Source organism: Enterococcus sp. AMC1252 (genome assembly GCF_058216515.1).
The window spans coordinates 295,751-314,101 of record NZ_CM177097.1; the positions used below are offsets into that span (position 1 = coordinate 295,751).

Genomic DNA, 18,351 nt, shown 5'->3' on the forward strand with positions numbered 1-18,351 from the left:
ATTTGTAATTTATCGTTTGTTGAAGTAAGGTAAGAGAATCAGTGTTACGTTTTAGTTGATTCTCATTCTATTACCAAATGTTACGGTGGGAAAACGAGTTAAGAAGGTTGATTTCATAAGCTTTTATCTCGTTAAAACATTTTTTTTAGTCGTCATTTTTAATGATCGAAAATGAAATACTCCTGTAACATTATTTTTATATGTATGACATGTGATTATGATACAATGATTTCGTTGTCAATAATAAGAATGAAAATTACTCAAACAATGAACGAATTTATTATAAGCAAAAAAGTCGGAGGAATGAATTTTGAAAAAAAGTATATTACCATTATTAATGATTAGCTCATTAATCCTTACATCTGCAGTAGCACCCGTGATTTCATTAGCAGATGAAGTGGATTCGAAAATTCAACAAAAAGACCAAGCAATTTCAGGATTGAAATCTCAAGAAGCTGATGCTCAAAATCAAGTGGCTGCTGTACAAAGCCAAGTAGCTTCTATTAACGAAAAAGCAGATACACTATTAGCTGAACAAGGCAAACTAAGAAAAACTTCTACTAGCTTAGAAAAAGAAATCAAGCAATTAACAAAACGTATCGACAAACGTGAGGTTGCTATTCAAAACCAAGCACGTGACGTACAAGTTAATGGTAATAGCACTAGCTACATGGATGCATTATTGAATGCAAAATCAGTTTCTGATGCCATTACTCGTGTGACTGCAATGTCTACAATTGTTAATGCAAACAATGACTTAGTAAAACAACAACAAGAAGATAAAAAAGCAGTTGAAACTAAGAAAACTGAAAACGAAGATAAATTAAAAGAATTACAAGATAACCAAGTGGAACTTGAAGCGCAAAAAGGCGAACTTGTAAAAGCAGAAGCTGATTTGAATGTTTTACAAACATCATTAGCTGCTGAAAGAGCAACTGCTGAAGATCAAAAAGCTGGCTTAGTGAAAGAAAAAGAAGCAGCAATTGCAGAACAAGCACGTATTGCTGAACAAGAAAAAGTAGTAGCTGCTAACGCTAAAAAAGCAGCTGAAGAAGCTGCAGCTGCAAAAGCTGCAAAACCAAGTACTACAACTTCTTCATCTACTGAAGAATCATCAACTGCTAACTCAGTTGAAACTGGCGGAAACGTAACACCACCTGTACCAGATAATGGCGGTGGTCAAGATGTAACACCACCTGCACCAGATAATGGCGGTGGTCAAGATGTAATACCACCTGCAACAGGTGGCGGCGGTGGCGAAAGTTTACCACCATCAACTGGCGGTTCTGCAATTTCTATCGCAGCAGCACAAGTTGGTAAACCATACGTTTGGGGTTCTAAAGGACCAAGTAGCTTTGACTGTTCAGGTTTAGTCTACTACGCATTCATGAACTCAACTGGTCGTAATGTCGGTGGATACACAGTTGCACAAGAAAGTGCTGGTACACGTATCTCTGTAGCTGAAGCTCAAGCTGGAGACTTATACTTCTGGGGTAGCCCAGGTGCTTCTTACCACGTAGCAATTGCGACAGGTGGCGGTGGTTATATCCACGCTGGTAACGAAAGTACAGGCGTTGAATACAGCAATGTTGGTTCATTTACACCAAGTTTCGCTGTACGTATGTAATCAATTCAAACTTAATAATTTAAGAACCAGACATGAGTCTGGTTCTTTTTTTTGCTCAAAAAAGAAGTTCCAACGAAAACTCGTTGAAACTTCATATTGTTACTTAACATATCCTTCTGTCAATTCCATAAACTCATTGACATCTTTGATCACTTGATCGATTCCAGCTTGCCAGAAGTCTGGTTTTGTTAGATCGACTCCAAGATGTTTCTTCGCTAAGTCTTCTGACGTCATTGAGGCAGTATCACGAAGTAAAGCAATATATTGATCTTCAAAATCACTGCCTTGTTTATTTGCATAAGCATAAATTCCCATACTAAACAAATAACCAAACGTATAAGGGAAATTATAGAAGGGCACATCATCAATAAAGAAATGTAATTTACTTGCCCAAAAATGTGGGTGGTAAGTTCCTAAACTATTTTGATAACTTTCTTTTTGAGCATCAAGCATCAACTCGGTGATTTCGTCTTCACTCAACAACCCTTTTTGACGTGCTTCGTAAAAACTATTTTCAAAAATGAAACGAGAGTGGATATTCATAAACATTGCAATGGCATTTTGCATCTTAGTATCTAACAGATTGATTTTTTCTTCAGGTGTCTCTGCTTTTTTTAATGTAGCATCTGCAACGATCAATTCTGCGAAGGTACTAGCCGTTTCAGCAACGTTCATCGCATATTCCCGATCAAGTGCTGGTAGATCCCACATCACGCTGCTATGGAATGCATGGCCCAATTCATGAGCTAACGTTGCAACCTCATTGATCGAATTGCCAAAAGTCATAAAAATTCTAGATTCTTTGGTTTCTGGTAGTTCTGTACAATAACCACCTGGGCGTTTATCGGGACGATCTTCTGCTTCGATCCAACTTTTTTCAAATGCTTCTTTAGCAAATGTAGCCATCTTAGGGCTGAATTTTTCAAAGTTTTCTAAAATAAATTCAGCTGCTTCGTCAAAGCTGTAGGATTTTTCTTTTAAGTCACCTAAAATAATGGGAGCATCTTGATCTTGCCAGTCCATTTTCTCTTTTCCGAATAGTTGGGCTTTACGTGTCAAAAAATCAATAAAAGGCTGTTTATTTTTCTGAATAGTTGCCCACATGACATCTAGCGTTTCTTTTTGCATACGGTTATAGTTCAATGGTTTTTCTAAGAAATCAGAGACACCGTGCAATTTATAGTCACTTAAGCGGAAACCATCTAAGTGATTTAAGGTATCTGCTAGTAGTGGTGATTTCTCGCTCCAAGTTTTTTCCCATTCTTTAAATAGTTGCGCACGAACTTCCGAGTCTGGATCGCTCATCATTCGGTTAAATGCTTGTCCCGCTGAAAGAAGTGTTGTCTGATCGTCTTCTTTAAATGGAATCGAAATACTAGCAACAATCGTATCATAATGACTGCTCCAAGCGTTAAGACCGTCTAAGGACAATGTATTGATAATATTTTCTTCTTGCTCAGATAATAGCTGCATACCGTCACGGCGAATTTCGTTTAAACGAAAGGCAATTGTTTCAAATGTAGGTAAAGATGTTAGGGCTTGCCAATGCTCGTCGGAAATTTCTGTCAATTTTTTGGTGAAAATAGTTTCTGCCAATTGAATCGCTGGTAGGAGCGAGAATAAGTCACCGGATAAAATTTTGGCTTTTTTATCTTTTGTATCAGCAGACGATAATGCAGTGATAAAGCTGCTACATTGAGAAAATCCGTCTGAGATTGTTCCTTGCAAAGATATGATCTGTTGTAATCCTTGGTAATCAGCATCATTTTCTGGTGCCCATTGTTCGATCAACTGGTGATAGTCACGACTTTGATCTTTTAACTTTGTTAATCGTTGTTCCAACTGTGCGGAGTGACTGCCTCCTTGGAAAATGCTGTCTAAATCCCAAACGAGTGAATAAGTCATACATTATACCTTCTTTCTTAAATCAATTTCTTCTAGTATATCATAACAAAAAAAGTTTGAGCGATTGTTTATTTTGCTTAAAAAGGCTACTATAGTAAATGGAAAGAGGTGGCGAATTGAAAAAACAGTTGAAAAATAGCAATTTTTACATAATTTTGGCATTTTTGATCATGGCTATTTTATTTTATAGTTCTTCTCAAACATATGAGCAACAATCCCAAGTTGGTTTATTAGAAAAACTATTGAGCAATCATCCATTTAAAGAACAACTGAAAGGAATTTCGTTTAGCTATGCTGGAAGTGAAGTAAGTATTCACGCTAAGGGATATGTAAAATTTGTGGAGTTCTTTATTCGTAAAGGAGCTCATTTTGGCACGTACTTTTTATTAGGCGGCAGCTGGTTCATGGGTTTGAACATGAAACTCAAACAGCCGTTTTTGATAGGTATTGTGGCGTGGCTTACAGCAACAGGTTATGCTGGCTTGGATGAATATCATCAAATGCTGACAGGTGGACGGACACCACTATTTCAAGATGTAATGTTAGATTCTATAGGTGCACTTACAGCAGTTTTACTTTGCTTACTGGTAATTGGCATCAAAAAATTAAGGAAAAAATAGATTTAATAGTGACAAGAAAATTGATAATTATAGAAAATGGAGCAAGGTTACGATATTAAAACCTTTGCTCCATTTACTTTTATAGTGTAAGTGAAAAATCAGTCTCAAGCTGGATGAAAGTGGAACTAAAAAAATCTATTATAGAAAGGAAGAATGAAGTAAACGAGGAAGGAGTGTGCAGTACCTAATGAAGCATTTCTGTAAATCTGTATTGATGATGATAATTATCGTAGTAGTTGGCATTATTGGCCTTAGAATTTATACATATAATAATACTTCCACAGCTGCAGCGATGATCGATTACTTTAATCCATTAGTAAAAACGGCGACTCTATATACTAAAACAACTGAAAAATATGATTATATATATCCAGATGCAGTTAGTAAAATAGAAAATTTTGCCTATATTCAAACTTGTTATACTAACAATGGAGAGAAGCGAAAACTAGAATATATTTCGTTTGGGAAAAAACTGAAACCAGATAAATTCCTTAAGCTAACCGTTAAAGGTCAAAATGTTATGGAGTGGGAGGAAATCAATAGAAGAGATTTACCAGACAATGTAAAGCTATTATTTTAGTTAAATGAAAAAACTCTTATGTAGAAGATAGTCAAATTTAAAAGAACACCTTCTATAATCATAGTAAGGAGTGATTAATCATAGAAACTATAGCGATTAACAAAAACAAGACAAGAGATACTGCAACGTTAGCTAGCTTGGGAATGCTAGCCTATCGCATTTTTCCAGATACGGAATGTATCAATATACAACTATTGAGTGGGGAACAAGAAGAATGTACGATTCCCTGTAAAACTGGTGAAACCGCGATATTACGTGGTGTTGAAATACGCCTAGAGGTTATTGAGTAATGACGATAAGGAAGGTAAAACAATGTATGTAGCCGTTGTTTTACCTTCTTCATTTATAGAGTATTTAAAAATAAAATGCTTTTTTTTAAACGTTGTAGCCCTTCAAGAAGTTTATCTTTAGAGCAACCAATATTTAAACGTAAAAATGACGTGCCAGGTTGACCATAAGTCGCGCCAGCCATGATAGCAACTTATGAGAGCTTTTTGAATCTCTTTCATTGAAAAAGGTAATATAGAACAGTCAATCCAAAGTAAGTAGCTTGAGAGGAGATAATTGTTAATTCTGGTAAATACTTGTGAATAAAAGTTTCTGTTAACTGAATATTTTGATCTATATAATCATTCAATTGATCCAGCCAAGCTTCGCATTGATTGTAAGCTGTGATCGTGCTAAGCATACCCAAAATGCTTGTAGAAGAAAGTCCATCACGATTTTTCAGTAAAATCAGAAATTCTTCTCGTAAATCATAATCTGGCATCATTAAATATGAAGCAACTAGCTCAGGTGTGTTGAATGTTTTAATGGTTGCAACTATTTAGAAGCATAGTAAAATAGAAAGTAAAAGAACTTAATTGACAGGTTCGTAAGACGTTATTATATGGGGAGGAATAAATAATGGCAGGTCACAGTAAGTGGAAGAATATTCAAGGTAGAAAAAATGCACAGGATGCGAAACGAGGAAAGATTTTTCAAAAATTATCAAGAGAAATTTATATGGCAGCAAAAGCAGGTGGAGCTGATCCAGCAACAAATGCAGCATTAAGACTTGTAATGGATAAAGCAAAAGCAGCTAATATGCCAAACGATAATATCGACCGTGCGATAAAAAAAGCCAGTAGTGCGGGAGAAAATGAACACTATGATGAGATTACGTATGAAGGATATGGGCCTGCGGGTGTTGCAATTTTAGTGTATGCGCTGACAGATAATCGTAATCGGACAGCAACCAATGTCCGAGTAGCATTCACCAGAAATGGCGGCTCTTTAGGTGAGACAGGTTCGGTTAGCTACATGTTTGATCGAAAAGGGTACATTGCAATCGAGCGTTCTGGATTGTCTGTAGATGAAGACACTATGTTTGAAAATGTGTTGGAAGCAGGAGCGGAAGAGCTGGAAACATCAGAAGAAGTGTTTGAAATCTATACGGCACCTGAGGATTTTACTACAGTTAGAGATACGTTAGAAAAAGAGGGATATACGTTAGCGCAAGCCGAATTGACGATGATTCCGCAAACATTGGTTGAGTTAGACGCGGCTCAACAAGAACAGCTACAAATGTTGATTGATAAATTGGAAGAAGATGATGATGTATCCGAAGTATTCACTTCCGCTGATGTATAATTTTTTAGGAACGCTGAAAATGATGACCTATTGTTGTCATCATTTTCATGGTAATTTATAGTCATCAGTATGAACGGAGACGATACTATGAATTATAAAATTGAACAAAAAGCAGCCTTTAGTATAGTAGCTTACACGAAAGAAATGATCAAAATAGACAATGATGAGGACTTTTATGAAATAGCATATTTCTGGTCAAATTTGACAGATGTTAAAATCAATCAATTGATAACAATATCTGACGGGACGCTTCAAGGCTTATTAGGAGTTTCTGATAGTAATAAAAGCCCCGAAAAACAATTTAACTATATGATTGGAATCAGTGTAAATCATAAGGAAACTACGACGAATAGTCTAAATGAAAGCCAAATTCCTGCGTCAAATTGGGCAATAATTGAGTGTATAGGCGCTATTTCAGCGGGTGTTAAAGGGATGGATAAGAATCAACCTTTTGAACCTAATGTTATGATGCAATTAAAACAAAGAACGGATTGTTTAGAAGCAGAGGGAACAATAGTTGAGAATACTAAGATTCCAAGAATAGAGTTTTATCCGTTTGGAGATATGGAAGCTGAGAACTATAGGTGTGAATTATGGATTCCTATTAAATAATAAAAGAGGGATGAAATGAAAAAAATTATAGATGTCAATGTAGCAACGGTCTTTGAACATTATCCAGAACGTTATCGAAAACCGTTGCTGGAGCTTAGAGAACTAATTTTTGATACGGCAGCAGAATCTACAGTGGTTGGAGAACTAGAAGAGAGTTTAAAATGGAACCAACCTTCTTATGCAACAAGAGTCAGCAAATCAGGTAGTCCGATTCGAATTGATCGATTTGGCGCTGAAAAAATTGCGGTTTTCTTTCACTGCCAAACTACATTAATTGAAGAATTTAGAGCACTATTTAGTGATGTTTTTGAATTTTCTAAAAACCGAGCAATCGTTCTTGATCCAGATAAAAAATTACCAGCGAATGAATTGATTTTTTGCATTGAACAAGCGTTGACGTATCATAAGAGATAAATTGTTGCAAAAAGGACCAGAAAAGAGGTTGAGACAAGCAAGCATGATGGTAGTGGTTTTGTCTCAACCTTTTTTTATGTTGCAATATAAGTTATAAAAAAATTAACGGAACCTAACAATTTTAATAAGGCTATTGTCGTTTAATGAATGTGTATGGAATGGAGACGGTTTGACTTTTTTCTTCCCACAAAAGATGAAAAGCTGCCTCTCCACACTGATCTATATGGTGATCGATCGTAGAGAAATTGAGTAGCTTACTAGAAAGTAAGTTCTCTTCTCCAATCACGAGCACTTGTTCTTGAGAAATATGGTGCAAGATACCAGCAGCAACATCATCTCCATTAGTCACAATCACATCAAGTTCTTTTAATTTTGAAAAATGCTTTCCCGCTAGGATGCCATCTTCATAGGAACGGCAGTTTCTAACGATCATTGACTGATCTAAATAGCCTATGATAGTGTTATATGCTTGTAAAGCCAATCCCGTGCTAGCACTTTCATTCTCCGCTCGGCCAACTGTCAATCCAATATTTTCGTAACCTTGGTTTCTCAATTGGGTAAATAGATCGATATAAGATGCTTCCCGCTTGATCGAAACACAAGAAATTGGGAAAATGCCCGTGTCTTCACAACAAACGATAGGGGCATACTTTAGGTAGCTGGCAATTTTTTTAAAAGATATTTTTTTTGAAGTGATGATCATGCCATCCCAGGCTTTCGCTGCTAACGCATCTAAATATTGTTTCTCTATTATAGGATCATAATTAGTCGGAAGCAAGGTTACTTTATATTCCTCTTTAAAGGCCGCCTTCAAAATACCACTGACGATTTTATCAGAATAAGGATGATTGGCATAGGGAATCATCACTGCGATGTGTTTTGATTTCCCATTACTTAAATCGCGCGCTTTGGCATTTGGAATATAGTCAAGTTCTTGCATGATTTTCAGAATCTGCGTTCGTTTTTCCTCAGATACATAAGGATGATTATTCAAAACACGGGAAACTGTAGAAACTGAATAGCCAGATAGCTGGGCAATATCACGAATATTTGCCATATGTGACTCCTTTCAAATCTAGTAACTAACGCTGATAGGGCGAAAAGCACTCTTTAAAAAAGGCATCAGGTGATTGCCATAATCAATAAAATGGTAGTGATTACCCTCATAATCAAAACAAACAAAATCAAGTTCGCCATCTTCTGCAAATGCTAGTCCTTCTATTTCAGCCAATTTTACTGCTTTATCGATTGGTTTGCAATAATTATTCAAACTACGGATGATAAGCACTCCATTTTCAGTGAATAAAGAAACAAAGTAATAATCTAGTCCTAATCGATCGGTTAATTCAAGCATACCATTTACCATAAAGCGATTCCTCCTGTCTTTTGATTAACTATAAAGTATGAAACGCGTATCAGGTCAAGAGGAATTATTTAAATTCTTGCGTTATAAACGCATAATGATGATTTCTTATTGAATTGATTGATACTGGGTTGCGTCAGATTAGAAAAACAAATAAGTGCATTGCTTTCACAAGATTAAGATAGTCACATTTATTTTGACCTATATAATGGCTAAAGACCATCTTCTTTGTTTTTCTAAATACCAGCGAGTATACTCAAAAGTAAGAGAGGAATTTCCTCAAAATAAAGTGAAGGAGTCATTGCCATGCTTAAAATCAGTCAAGCAAAAATGGATGCGCTAAACCGTTTATCTAATGAAAAGGGATTGATCGAAGCTTTAGCGATTGATCAACGAGGGTCACTGAAAAAAATGATTGCCTCAGCAAGCACTCTAGCTACAGGAGAAGAAATCATAGACTTTAAAAAAGTAGCTTCACAAGAGTTGACACCATATGCATCAGCGATATTACTTGATCCTGAATTTGGATTACCAGCAACGAACGTTCGTGACGAGAATTGCGGTTTATTATTAGCGTATGAAAAAACAGGTTATGATACAACAATACCTGGTAGAATGCCAGATTTATTAGAAGATTGGTCGGTGTCACGTCTAAAAGAAGCAGGAGCCGATGCAATCAAGTTCTTATTGTATTATGATCCAGACGAACCTGCGGCTATCAATCATTTAAAACATGTCTTTGTTGAGCGTCTAGGTAGCGAATGTTTAGGTGAAGATATTCCACTTTTTGTTGAGATTGTCACCTATGATAAAGAAATCACGGATGCTAGTTCAGCAGCATTTGCTAGAGTGAAGCCACACAAGGTATTAGAATCGATGATTGAGTTTTCTAAACCTCAATATCATATCGATGTTTTAAAAATGGAAGTACCAGTCAATATGAATTATGTGGAAGGATTTGCTGAGAATGAAGTTGTTTACAGCAAAAAAGAAGCTTTAGGTTATTTTAAAAAACAAAGCGAATTGACAGAATTACCGTTTATTTTTCTAAGTGCAGGGGTTTCAACAAAATTATTCCAAGAAACACTAGAATTTGCGAAAGAAGCAGGGTCTAAGTTTAGTGGAGTCTTATGTGGACGTGCGACGTGGCGTGAAGGTGTTAAACCATTTGCCGCTAAAGGCGAAGCTGCAGGACGTGATTGGTTTGCTACTCAAGGAAAAGAAAATATTGAAACATTGAATGAAATCGTTGATCGTTGCGGAACTTCTTGGCGATCAAAAGTTGAAGTTGGATAGTAAGAAACGAGGATGGGACAGGAGTGTTTAATCCCGAGAAATAAGAAGGAATTCACGAAAATTGCTCTTTAAATTTTTGTGAATTTCAGCTTATTTCCGAAGGGATTGCTTCTGCTCCCACCGTTTATTCGGTTTCCATGTGAGTGGGATATGACTCGAAGAGTTATGTCCCGCTCACTTTTTTTTTAATAGACGATTAAAAAAGAAAGAGAAAATTAAATTTTTTACTATGTATTGCGGATGAACTTTCATTAAACTATAATCTAATAAGTAGCTTATAAAAGAGAAAGATAAGCAATGAGTTAGAAAGGGTCCTGAATAATGAAAATAGGTATTCCAAGAGAAATAAAAAATGGTGAAAATCGCGTAGCACTGCCAGCTTCTGGGGTTTTAGATCTCATTAAGCATGGTCATACGGTTTTTGTTGAAACTAATGCTGGTTTAGGAGCGTCGATCCATGATGAAGAATATGTTGCAGTTGGTGCAACAATTGTAGCATCTGCTGAAGAAGTTTGGGCGCAAGAATTAGTTTTAAAAGTAAAAGAACCATTAAAAGAAGAGTATCAATATTTACGAGAAGATTTGATTTTATTCACTTATCTACATTTAGCAGCTAATAAGCCATTAGCTGAGGAGCTGATGAGACGTAAGACGAAAGCAATCGCCTATGAAAGTGTTCAATTAACAAATGGAGAATTACCACTGTTAGCACCAATGAGTGAAATTGCTGGACGATTAGCAGCACAGATCGGCGCTCAATTTTTAGAAAAAGTCCCAGAAGGAAAAGGAATTTTACTAGGTGGTGTGCCAGGGGTAAAAAAAGGAAAAGTAACGATTGTTGGTGGAGGAATCTCAGGGTGTAATGCAGCTAAAATAGCCTTAGGTTTAGGTGCGGATGTCACAATTTTAGATGTAAACATCAAGAAACTACAAGAAATCGATAATCAGTTCAATGGAGCTGTTAAAACGCTCGTTTCAAATCACTTCAATATCCAAGAAGCAGTAAAAGATGCGGATCTTGTAATTGGAGCTGTCTTGATTCCTGGGCGTAAAGCACCAGTTTTAGTTACAGAAGAAATGGTTGTTTCAATGCCGGAACATTCAGTGATCATCGATATCGCGATTGACCAAGGTGGGATTTTTGAAACGATTGATGAAGTGACTACACACCAACATCCAACTTATGTTAAGTATGGGGTGATCCATTATGCTGTAGCTAATATGCCGGGTGCTGTTCCACAAACAGCTACATTTGCTTTAGCTAATGCGACTTTACAATATGTAGTGGAACTTGCCAACAAAGGATTTGAACAAGCCGTAGAGCAAAATCCAGCATTACTTGCAGGTGTTAATACACTAAATGGTGCGATGACGAATCATGCGGTTGCAACTGATTTAGATTTAACGTATTCTTCTGTTCAATCTGTTTTATAAATAGCCAAAATTATCAGGGGGACAATCATACAAATGACCAAAAAAGAATCTTTACATTTAATTGAACGCTTATCCAATGCATCTGGTGTTTCTGGATTTGAAGATGATGTTGTGGCAATTGCAAAAGAATATTCAGCTTCTTTTGCTGAAGTTACGGAAGATCATATTCGTAATGTTTACATGAAAATTGGGGAGCCTAAAACGGATAAACCAACGATCGTATTTGATGCGCACAGTGATGAAGTTGGTTTTATTGTTCAAGCAATCAAGCCAAATGGAACGTTGCGCTTTTTACCATTGGGCGGTTGGGTACCCAATACAATTCCAGCTCATCGTGTACGCATTAAAACGGAAAAAGGCGAAGAAGTTCCAGGAATCATAGCAAGTAAACCACCGCACTTTATGACGGATACCGAGCGGAAAGAAGTCCAAACTATTGACGATATGGTGATCGATGTGGGCTGTACCAGTGCTGAAGAAGTGACAGAAAAATTAAACATTGCCATTGGTGATCCAGTGATTCCAGATGTTTCGTTTGAGTATCTAGAAGCAATGGATGTTATGCTTGGCAAAGCGTTTGACTGTCGTATTGGTTGCGCATGTTTACTCGAAACACTCAAAGAATTGGCTGGAAAAGAATCAGAATTTAATTTGATCGGTACGATGACGGCGCAAGAAGAAGTCGGCGAGCGAGGTGCGACAGTGGCCATGAATAACGTAAAGCCAGACCTAGCAATTGTGTTCGAAGGTTGTCCAGCAGATGATACATTTTCAGAAGAATACATGATTCAGTCAGGGTTAAAACGAGGTCCAATGTTAAGAAACTTTGATGTTTCAATGATTACCAATCCTCGTTTTCAACGATTTGCCAAAGAAACTGCCGAAAAATATGGGTTGCCAATGCAAAGTTCTGTCAGAAAAGGTGGAGGAACAAATGGTGCAATCATCAATTTGACAAACAAAGGGGTACCGACCATTGTGATTGGAGTACCCGTTCGTTATGCACATACACATTATGGTTATGTTGCTTATGAAGATTACCAAGCTGCTCGTCAATTAGCGGTTGCTATCGTGAATGATTTAACGGAAGCAGCAATCAAAAGATTTTAAAAAAAAATTGGGGGAATCACAAAAAATGAACATGAAAAAGTGGGCGTTAACGACAATCGCTGCAAGTGCATTAGTGGTATCATTAGCTGCTTGTAGTACAGGGAGCAAAAAAGAAGAAGCAACCGGAGATAAAAAACAAGTTTTAAAAGTGTTGGAAAGTGCAGAATTGCCAACGATGGATATTTCCCAAGCAACAGATGTGGTTAGTTTTTCGGCGATCAGCCAAGTAATGGAAGGTTTATATGAGTTTGCAGATGACAGTACGTCTGCACCAGCGATTGCAAAAGAAGTAGTTGCGCCAACAAATGATGGGAAAAAATACACAATTGAATTGCGCGACGATGCAAAATGGAGCAATGGTGACCCAGTAACTGCGAATGATTTTGTTTATTCGTGGAAACGTACAGTAGATCCGAAAACTGGATCAGAATATGCATATTTATTTGATGGGTTTGAAAACTACAAAGCTATCTCTAAAGGTGAAAAACCAGCAGCCGATTTAGGTATTAAAGCAGTGGATGATCATACTTTAGAAATCAATTTAGAGTACCCAATTCCATATCTATCTTCTCTCTTAGCGAAACCAACATTCTATCCATTGAATGAAAAGTTTGTTGAAGAAAAAGGAAAAGATTACGGCACAAACAGCGATAACATGATCTATAATGGTCCTTTTACTCTTGCTGATTGGGACGGAACTAGCATCACATGGAATTATATGAAGAATGATAAATATAGAGACGCAGACAAAGTTAAATTGGACGAAGTCAATGTTCAAGTAAGTAAGGAAATCGGTACAAATGTTAACTTGTTTAAGGCTGGAGAAACAGATATTGCTCCAATCAAAGGTGAATATGTTGATCAAGAAAAAGAAAATCCAGAATTAGTGACACGTATTTATCCATCAACTTCTTATTTACAATACAATACTGAAAACAAAGTGTTTGCGAATAAAAATGCTAGAAATGCGATTACGAAATTAATCAATTCAGATCAAATCGCTAAAAATATTTTAAAAGATGGCTCAATGGCAATTGAAGCTTTTGTACCCAAAGGAATCGCTAACCAAGAAACAGGGAAAGATTTCGCTGAAGAAGCAGGCGTTTTAATGAAGACTGACATCGAAGGTGGAAAAAAACTCTGGGAAGATGCGAAAAAAGAATTGGGTGTTGATTCAGCGTCCATTACGTTGTTAACATCAGATACAGATTCAGCGAAGAAATTATCCGAGTATGTTCAAGGTCTATTGACAGAAAACTTAAGCGACTTAAAAGTAACAATTTCAAGCGTACCATTTAAAAATCGTTTAGATCAAATGAGCAAAGGTGATTTTGATGTTGTCTTAGCAGGCTGGGCTGCAACTTACGCTGATCCTTATGACTTCTTACAATTGTTTAGAACAGGTGGAGAACAAAACTACGGTAAATTTAGTAACGAAGAGTTCGATAAATTCTTAACAGAATCAGCAACGACATATGCAACTGAAAACGAAAAACGCTGGAGTACATTGCTAGATGCTCAAAAAGTATTGATGGACAATTCACCAGTGACTCCGTTATATCAAGCTTCAGAAGCATTCTTAGTGAATGATCGCGTAGAAGGTTTGGTGTATCGCGCAATTGGTGCCCCTTACTATAAAAATGTGTCAGTAAAATAGATAACTATAAAAACTAGAAGAATGTTGAGAAGTTTGGGAAATCCTACTTTTCAACATTTTTTGCATGTTCGTATTGACAAAGGGAACGTACGTTTGTATATTGGTTATAGAAATAAAAAAAGGGTAAGGTGAAGAAGTATGATGGATCATTTTTCAGTTAATGTAAGCGATATTGAAAAAAGTAAACAGTTTTATAAAGAAGTCTTGTCGCCATTAGGAAATGAAATGAAGCTGGACTTTGGTACTACAGTTAGTTTTGGTCAAAAAGAAATTGTCAGCGGAGATCCTGCTGGTGGTTTTTGGATAGTAGAAGGAGAACCACAATTCATTCATTTTGCTTTTAGTGCTGCATCAAAAGAAGAGGTTGAAGCCTTCTACAAGTCAGCAATAAAAGCTGGTGGAACTGATAATGGTAAACCTGGAAATAGACCAGATTACGGGGCTCATTATTATGCGGCTTTTATTCTTGACCCAGATGGTTATAATATTGAAGCCGTTTATCACGGAGCTTAAGTGGCAGAGGTCGTTCAAATATTCGAGAAATCACAACAAATTGATGCATTCTCAGAAAGAAAGCTTTATACTAAAGTATGATGATATGTTTTCTGGAGGAGAAAGATGAATAATAATGACATACTAATTCGATTACGCTATGCGTTAGATATTAAAGACACAGATATGATCAAAATTTTTAAATTAGGTGATCTAGAGATCACAAGAGAAGAGCTACGCGTTTTATTAACCAAACAAAACGAGGAAGACGAACTACCAAGGGATGCGGTTTGCGATAATCGTACACTGGAAGCCTTCTTAAATGGATTGATTACTTACAAAAGAGGCAAACCGCCTGTGAAAAACGGTATTACACCTAAGCCAACATTCTTGATTACTAGCCAAAGTAACGTCAATAATGTGTTGCTTAAAAAAGTGAAAATTGCTTTAATGCTTACAAGTGATGATATGTTGGATGTGCTGAGACTTGCCGGTGTTTACGCATCTGATAGCGAACTAAGTGCTATTTTGAGAAAAGAAGGTCACCGGAATTACAAAGAATGTGGCGATCGTTATGCAAGAAATTTCCTAAAAGGTTTAGCAATCAAATATCGAGAATAATGGATAGGACAAAACTAGCTCGAATGTGCAAGTTTTGTCTTTTTTTCCTGTATAATTAAAGATAATTATACAAAATTTATTCTTTTCCTTAAAGTCGAAATGGAGGTACACATGAAAAAAATCGAACGAATACTAGCGATCATCGTTCTTCTTTTGGATAATGATGTTGTCTCAACTGCACAATTATCTCAACGATTTAATGTCACAAAAAGAACGATTTTTAGGGATATGGAAACGATTGAAATGGCTGGTTTTCCGATTACATCTCATTCAGGTCGAAATGGAGGCTTTTCGTTGATCAATTCATTTAAGCTACGAACGTATACCTATAGTGACTCAGAGAAAGAAGCTATTATAAGCGCGTTAAATGTCAAAGAAGGCTTGTTTGGGACGGGCGATGAGCAAATAATCATCAAAGAAAAAATTACGCAACTACAGGTAGGAACACGCAATAAAAATAACCCGAAAAATCATTTTTCCTTTGAATCGCCAACCATGCATCGCCTAGAAATTGAGATAGAAACGAAAGCGAAGATAAATCAAATCAACCTTGCTCTAAAGTTAAACAAAAAAATGACGATCCAATATATTGATAACCGTGGTGAGTACACAAATAGAGTCATTCATCCGTACGAATTGATGTTGATGAATGGCAGTTGGTACATTCATTCTTATTGCGAGAATCGTGAAGCGTTTAGATATTTTAAAGTCACTAGAATTCGCCAACTGGTTATTCAAGATATGACTTTTGTACCTATTGAACACTCAAATGAGCGACTGATAGAAAAGAATGAAGATAAAGTTCAACTGCGCTTCAAAAAAGAAGACTTAGGAAAACTATATGACTACTATACAGAAGCTGAAATTGAAATCAAAGAGACATATGTGGATGTAAGGATCTATGCGAATCAACAAAAAACGATCCTGCCGTTCTTATTGATGTTCGGTAATGGGGCACAAGTAATTGCGCCAGAAGAATTAAAAGCATTACATAAGCAAGAAATTATGAAATTGAGTGAAACATATCGAAGTGATATTTGAGAACAATAATGAAATTCAACGAGGTTGGGACAGAAGTGTTTAACTCCGAGAAATAAGAAGGAATTCACGAAAATTATTTTTAAAATTTTTGTGAATTTCAGCTTATTTCCGAAGGATTTTCTTCAGCGCCCACCGTTTATTCGGATTCCTTGAGGCTGGGATGTAACTCTTAGAGTTATGTCTCAGCCTTTTGTCGCTTTTTCCTGCAAGATTCCACTTTTTTGTCGAAAAAATAGCCTTAATTAAATAAATAAAATAAATAAAATAATTTAATATAAATAGTTGTTATTTCATAAATGTTTGAGGGGAAGGAAGTGAAAGAAAAACAAACCTATGTTAAACAGGTATGATATTGACGATATAAATTTTATTAAAAAAATAAAATTTAAAAGTTAAAAAGTAGGTGAGATTATGCGAATTTTTTTAGATGAAGTATACGATAGGAGAATCAATGTTCTAAGTTTTGTAGCTAATAAAAGAAAAGAAGTAAGTTTATCAGAAATAGCAGAAGCAACTGCACTTTCTAAAAAAACAGTGTCACTCATTATTAGACAGTTTGAACAAGAGTTACAGGTTTCTAAAGAACAGTTCGAAGTATCATACATACATAATACGGTACAAGGCGTATATGCGAACAATATTGATTTAGTCAGTATTAGCAATAAATACTTAAAGACCTCTATTCTCTATAAAATGATCAAGCATATCTTTTTAGTGGAGCGAATTGATGCGATAACATTTTGTGATTTGGAGTTTATCAGTCCAGCAACTTTCTCGCGCAATCGGGGAAAACTTCAAAAAATATTGAACCAATGTGGATTAAGTTTGACGCGAACGAATGAAATCAAAGGAAGCGAGTTGAGAATTCGAAATTTCTTTTTTCTTTTCTTTTTCAATGCATCGAACACTTGGGATTTTGATCAAAATATTTTTAGTGAAATGAAAGCTTTTCTTCATGAGAGAATACACGGATGGGAAAGTATGAACTGTATAAGAAAAAGGCAGGTATGTTTATTACTCTTTATTAGTAATGTTCGTATCAGCCAAAAAAAGATAGTGAAAAAGTCTATCTTAACAGATTTATCTGAACGATTTCAGGATGGAAAATATACACAAGTATTTTTTGATTATTTTCACTTGAAGAAAAATCGCCCAGAAAAACAAGCTTGGGATGAAACAAGTGCGGCTTTGTTATTACTTTATAAAGAGCGTTTAGTAGATGGAGAAGTGTTTGTGATTGAGGAGCATCAGAAATTTTTTAATGAAGAGAATTTTAAATTAGTGAAGTATAGTCATATGTTAGCTGAAAAGTTGATTGAGATTTTCTTTCCAAACAACAACACGCCAATGGTCTATTGGAAGCTTAGAAAAGAGCTGGATATGATGCATTTATTGATGGAGACCTGTTTCATTGATCCAAAGATGTTTTATTACATTTACGATGAAAAAAATTTCTTCTATGCGGATCCAACTGAGAAAAAAATCCAAAAGAATATTCAGCAAATCATTGAAGAATTAATCACGAAAACGGAGTATGGTTCTTTTTTTAAATCCATCAAAAAATATACGACACAAGAGACATTGACCGATTATATTTATCTAGTTACCTATACAATCTTAGTAAAGTTTATGCAGGTTGATTTCCCGAAAGTCCGTATTTTAATTCAAAATTCAAAAGTGTTCGTAGGACCTATCATATCGCAGAAAATTGAATTACTTTTCAGCGATAAGATAGAATTTGTCAAAAATCAATTTGGTTCACCAGATATCATCGTGACGGATATCGAACTAACAGAAAAGAATGAGTCAGCTAAAGAAATATTCATTTCTTCCTTTTCAAATAGTTCTGATTTGGAATTGTTGTTGGAAGAGATCGGAAAAAAAATCATTGAACATTACGATGATCGACAGCTGTTTTTAGGTTAGAGAATTCGTATTTTATAAAGA

General features: G+C 35.9%; 18 protein-coding genes and 1 pseudogene. 14 read left to right on the plus strand and 5 right to left on the minus strand.

The window, feature by feature from the left end; translation table 11 throughout:
* The first annotated feature begins 310 nt into the window (after positions 1 to 310).
* Complete coding sequence (locus AC4BB5_RS01340; protein WP_490457659.1) at positions 311 to 1,627, plus strand: coiled-coil domain-containing protein; 1,317 nt, start codon at positions 311 to 313, stop codon at positions 1,625 to 1,627.
* Positions 1,628 to 1,726: 99 nt separating this feature from the next.
* On the opposite strand, the gene AC4BB5_RS01345 is transcribed toward AC4BB5_RS01340, so the two are convergent.
* Positions 1,727 to 3,532, minus strand: coding sequence for a M3 family oligoendopeptidase (locus tag AC4BB5_RS01345; protein WP_490457660.1), 1,806 nt, complete (start codon positions 3,530 to 3,532; stop codon positions 1,727 to 1,729).
* 98 nt (positions 3,533 to 3,630) lie between these two features.
* Here AC4BB5_RS01345 and AC4BB5_RS01350 point away from each other — a divergent pair, with 98 nt between their 5' ends.
* Positions 3,631 to 4,152 carry a VanZ family protein gene (locus AC4BB5_RS01350; RefSeq protein WP_490457661.1) on the plus strand — a complete coding sequence of 174 codons (522 nt, stop codon included), beginning with the start codon at positions 3,631 to 3,633 and terminating at the stop codon, positions 4,150 to 4,152.
* 175 nt (positions 4,153 to 4,327) lie between these two features.
* The gene (locus AC4BB5_RS01355) at positions 4,328 to 4,732 is read left to right on the plus strand and encodes a YxeA family protein (RefSeq protein WP_490457662.1); all 405 of its coding nucleotides are present in this window, start codon (positions 4,328 to 4,330) and stop codon (positions 4,730 to 4,732) included.
* A 343-nt stretch (positions 4,733 to 5,075) separates the two neighbouring features.
* Here AC4BB5_RS01355 and AC4BB5_RS01360 read toward each other — a convergent pair.
* Both AC4BB5_RS01360 and AC4BB5_RS01365 read right to left on the minus strand, forming a co-directional pair.
* Positions 5,076 to 5,213 (minus strand): annotated as a pseudogene (locus AC4BB5_RS01360) (beta-cystathionase); the annotation flags it as partial.
* 24 nt (positions 5,214 to 5,237) lie between these two features.
* Complete coding sequence (locus tag AC4BB5_RS01365; RefSeq protein WP_490457663.1) at positions 5,238 to 5,504, minus strand: hypothetical protein; 267 nt, start codon at positions 5,502 to 5,504, stop codon at positions 5,238 to 5,240.
* Positions 5,505 to 5,638: 134 nt separating this feature from the next.
* On the opposite strand from AC4BB5_RS01365, the gene AC4BB5_RS01370 reads away from it, so the two are divergent.
* The 3 genes from AC4BB5_RS01370 to AC4BB5_RS01380 all read left to right on the plus strand — a co-directional run bounded on the left by AC4BB5_RS01370 (position 5,639) and on the right by AC4BB5_RS01380 (position 7,390).
* A complete protein-coding gene (locus AC4BB5_RS01370; protein ID WP_490457664.1) occupies positions 5,639 to 6,364 on the plus strand; it encodes a YebC/PmpR family DNA-binding transcriptional regulator in 726 nt (241 codons plus the stop codon).
* A gap of 87 nt (positions 6,365 to 6,451) precedes the next feature.
* A complete protein-coding gene (locus AC4BB5_RS01375; protein ID WP_490457665.1) occupies positions 6,452 to 6,976 on the plus strand; it encodes a GyrI-like domain-containing protein in 525 nt (174 codons plus the stop codon).
* A 15-nt stretch (positions 6,977 to 6,991) separates the two neighbouring features.
* Positions 6,992 to 7,390, plus strand: a complete 399-nt coding sequence (locus tag AC4BB5_RS01380) for a DUF1801 domain-containing protein (protein WP_490457666.1) — start codon at positions 6,992 to 6,994, stop codon at positions 7,388 to 7,390.
* Positions 7,391 to 7,520: 130 nt separating this feature from the next.
* Here the strand turns inward: AC4BB5_RS01380 and AC4BB5_RS01385 are convergent, their stop codons facing one another.
* Positions 7,521 to 8,447 (minus strand): LacI family DNA-binding transcriptional regulator, encoded by a 927-nt coding sequence (locus AC4BB5_RS01385; RefSeq protein ID WP_490457667.1) that lies wholly within the window; start codon positions 8,445 to 8,447, stop codon positions 7,521 to 7,523.
* An 18-nt stretch (positions 8,448 to 8,465) separates the two neighbouring features.
* Positions 8,466 to 8,756 carry a hypothetical protein gene (locus AC4BB5_RS01390; protein ID WP_490457668.1) on the minus strand — a complete coding sequence of 97 codons (291 nt, stop codon included), beginning with the start codon at positions 8,754 to 8,756 and terminating at the stop codon, positions 8,466 to 8,468.
* A 303-nt stretch (positions 8,757 to 9,059) separates the two neighbouring features.
* Here AC4BB5_RS01390 and lacD point away from each other — a divergent pair, with 303 nt between their 5' ends.
* The 8 genes from lacD (at position 9,060) to AC4BB5_RS01430 (ending at position 18,330) form a co-directional block, all read left to right on the plus strand.
* Entirely contained in the window at positions 9,060 to 10,049 is a 990-nt protein-coding gene (gene lacD, locus AC4BB5_RS01395) for a tagatose-bisphosphate aldolase (RefSeq protein ID WP_490457669.1), read from the plus strand.
* Positions 10,050 to 10,370: 321 nt separating this feature from the next.
* Entirely contained in the window at positions 10,371 to 11,483 is a 1,113-nt protein-coding gene (ald, locus tag AC4BB5_RS01400) for an alanine dehydrogenase (RefSeq protein WP_490457670.1), read from the plus strand.
* Between the two features lie 33 nt (positions 11,484 to 11,516).
* On the plus strand, positions 11,517 to 12,593 hold the full coding sequence (locus AC4BB5_RS01405) for a M42 family metallopeptidase (RefSeq protein WP_490457671.1): 1,077 nt from the start codon (positions 11,517 to 11,519) through the stop codon (positions 12,591 to 12,593).
* 31 nt (positions 12,594 to 12,624) lie between these two features.
* Complete coding sequence (locus tag AC4BB5_RS01410; RefSeq protein WP_490459014.1) at positions 12,625 to 14,250, plus strand: peptide ABC transporter substrate-binding protein; 1,626 nt, start codon at positions 12,625 to 12,627, stop codon at positions 14,248 to 14,250.
* A gap of 138 nt (positions 14,251 to 14,388) precedes the next feature.
* Complete coding sequence (locus AC4BB5_RS01415) at positions 14,389 to 14,763, plus strand: VOC family protein (protein WP_490457672.1); 375 nt, start codon at positions 14,389 to 14,391, stop codon at positions 14,761 to 14,763.
* Between the two features lie 105 nt (positions 14,764 to 14,868).
* Positions 14,869 to 15,363, plus strand: coding sequence for a YehS family protein (locus AC4BB5_RS01420; RefSeq protein ID WP_490457673.1), 495 nt, complete (start codon positions 14,869 to 14,871; stop codon positions 15,361 to 15,363).
* A gap of 111 nt (positions 15,364 to 15,474) precedes the next feature.
* On the plus strand, positions 15,475 to 16,404 hold the full coding sequence (locus AC4BB5_RS01425; protein WP_490457674.1) for a helix-turn-helix transcriptional regulator: 930 nt from the start codon (positions 15,475 to 15,477) through the stop codon (positions 16,402 to 16,404).
* A 411-nt stretch (positions 16,405 to 16,815) separates the two neighbouring features.
* Positions 16,816 to 18,330, plus strand: coding sequence for a helix-turn-helix domain-containing protein (locus AC4BB5_RS01430; protein WP_490457675.1), 1,515 nt, complete (start codon positions 16,816 to 16,818; stop codon positions 18,328 to 18,330).
* Positions 18,331 to 18,351: the final 21 nt, after the last annotated feature.

What these genes read in the sequence shown, in the direction of transcription:
- AC4BB5_RS01345 (WP_490457660.1), bottom strand. Translation starts at nt 3,532, where the DNA reads ATGACTTATTCACTCGTTTGGGATTTAGACAGCATTTTCCAAGGAGGC.
- AC4BB5_RS01385 (WP_490457667.1), bottom strand. Translation starts at nt 8,447, where the DNA reads ATGGCAAATATTCGTGATATTGCCCAGCTATCTGGCTATTCAGTTTCT.
- AC4BB5_RS01370 (WP_490457664.1), top strand. Translation starts at nt 5,639, where the DNA reads ATGGCAGGTCACAGTAAGTGGAAGAATATTCAAGGTAGAAAAAATGCA.
- AC4BB5_RS01380 (WP_490457666.1), top strand. Translation starts at nt 6,992, where the DNA reads ATGAAAAAAATTATAGATGTCAATGTAGCAACGGTCTTTGAACATTAT.
- AC4BB5_RS01415 (WP_490457672.1), top strand. Translation starts at nt 14,389, where the DNA reads ATGATGGATCATTTTTCAGTTAATGTAAGCGATATTGAAAAAAGTAAA.
- ald (WP_490457670.1), top strand. Translation starts at nt 10,371, where the DNA reads ATGAAAATAGGTATTCCAAGAGAAATAAAAAATGGTGAAAATCGCGTA.
- AC4BB5_RS01365 (WP_490457663.1), bottom strand. Translation starts at nt 5,504, where the DNA reads ATGATGCCAGATTATGATTTACGAGAAGAATTTCTGATTTTACTGAAA.
- AC4BB5_RS01405 (WP_490457671.1), top strand. Translation starts at nt 11,517, where the DNA reads ATGACCAAAAAAGAATCTTTACATTTAATTGAACGCTTATCCAATGCA.
- AC4BB5_RS01410 (WP_490459014.1), top strand. Translation starts at nt 12,625, where the DNA reads ATGAAAAAGTGGGCGTTAACGACAATCGCTGCAAGTGCATTAGTGGTA.
- lacD (WP_490457669.1), top strand. Translation starts at nt 9,060, where the DNA reads ATGCTTAAAATCAGTCAAGCAAAAATGGATGCGCTAAACCGTTTATCT.
- AC4BB5_RS01425 (WP_490457674.1), top strand. Translation starts at nt 15,475, where the DNA reads ATGAAAAAAATCGAACGAATACTAGCGATCATCGTTCTTCTTTTGGAT.
- AC4BB5_RS01350 (WP_490457661.1), top strand. Translation starts at nt 3,631, where the DNA reads ATGGAAAGAGGTGGCGAATTGAAAAAACAGTTGAAAAATAGCAATTTT.
- AC4BB5_RS01390 (WP_490457668.1), bottom strand. Translation starts at nt 8,756, where the DNA reads ATGGTAAATGGTATGCTTGAATTAACCGATCGATTAGGACTAGATTAT.
- AC4BB5_RS01420 (WP_490457673.1), top strand. Translation starts at nt 14,869, where the DNA reads ATGAATAATAATGACATACTAATTCGATTACGCTATGCGTTAGATATT.
- AC4BB5_RS01375 (WP_490457665.1), top strand. Translation starts at nt 6,452, where the DNA reads ATGAATTATAAAATTGAACAAAAAGCAGCCTTTAGTATAGTAGCTTAC.
- AC4BB5_RS01430 (WP_490457675.1), top strand. Translation starts at nt 16,816, where the DNA reads ATGCGAATTTTTTTAGATGAAGTATACGATAGGAGAATCAATGTTCTA.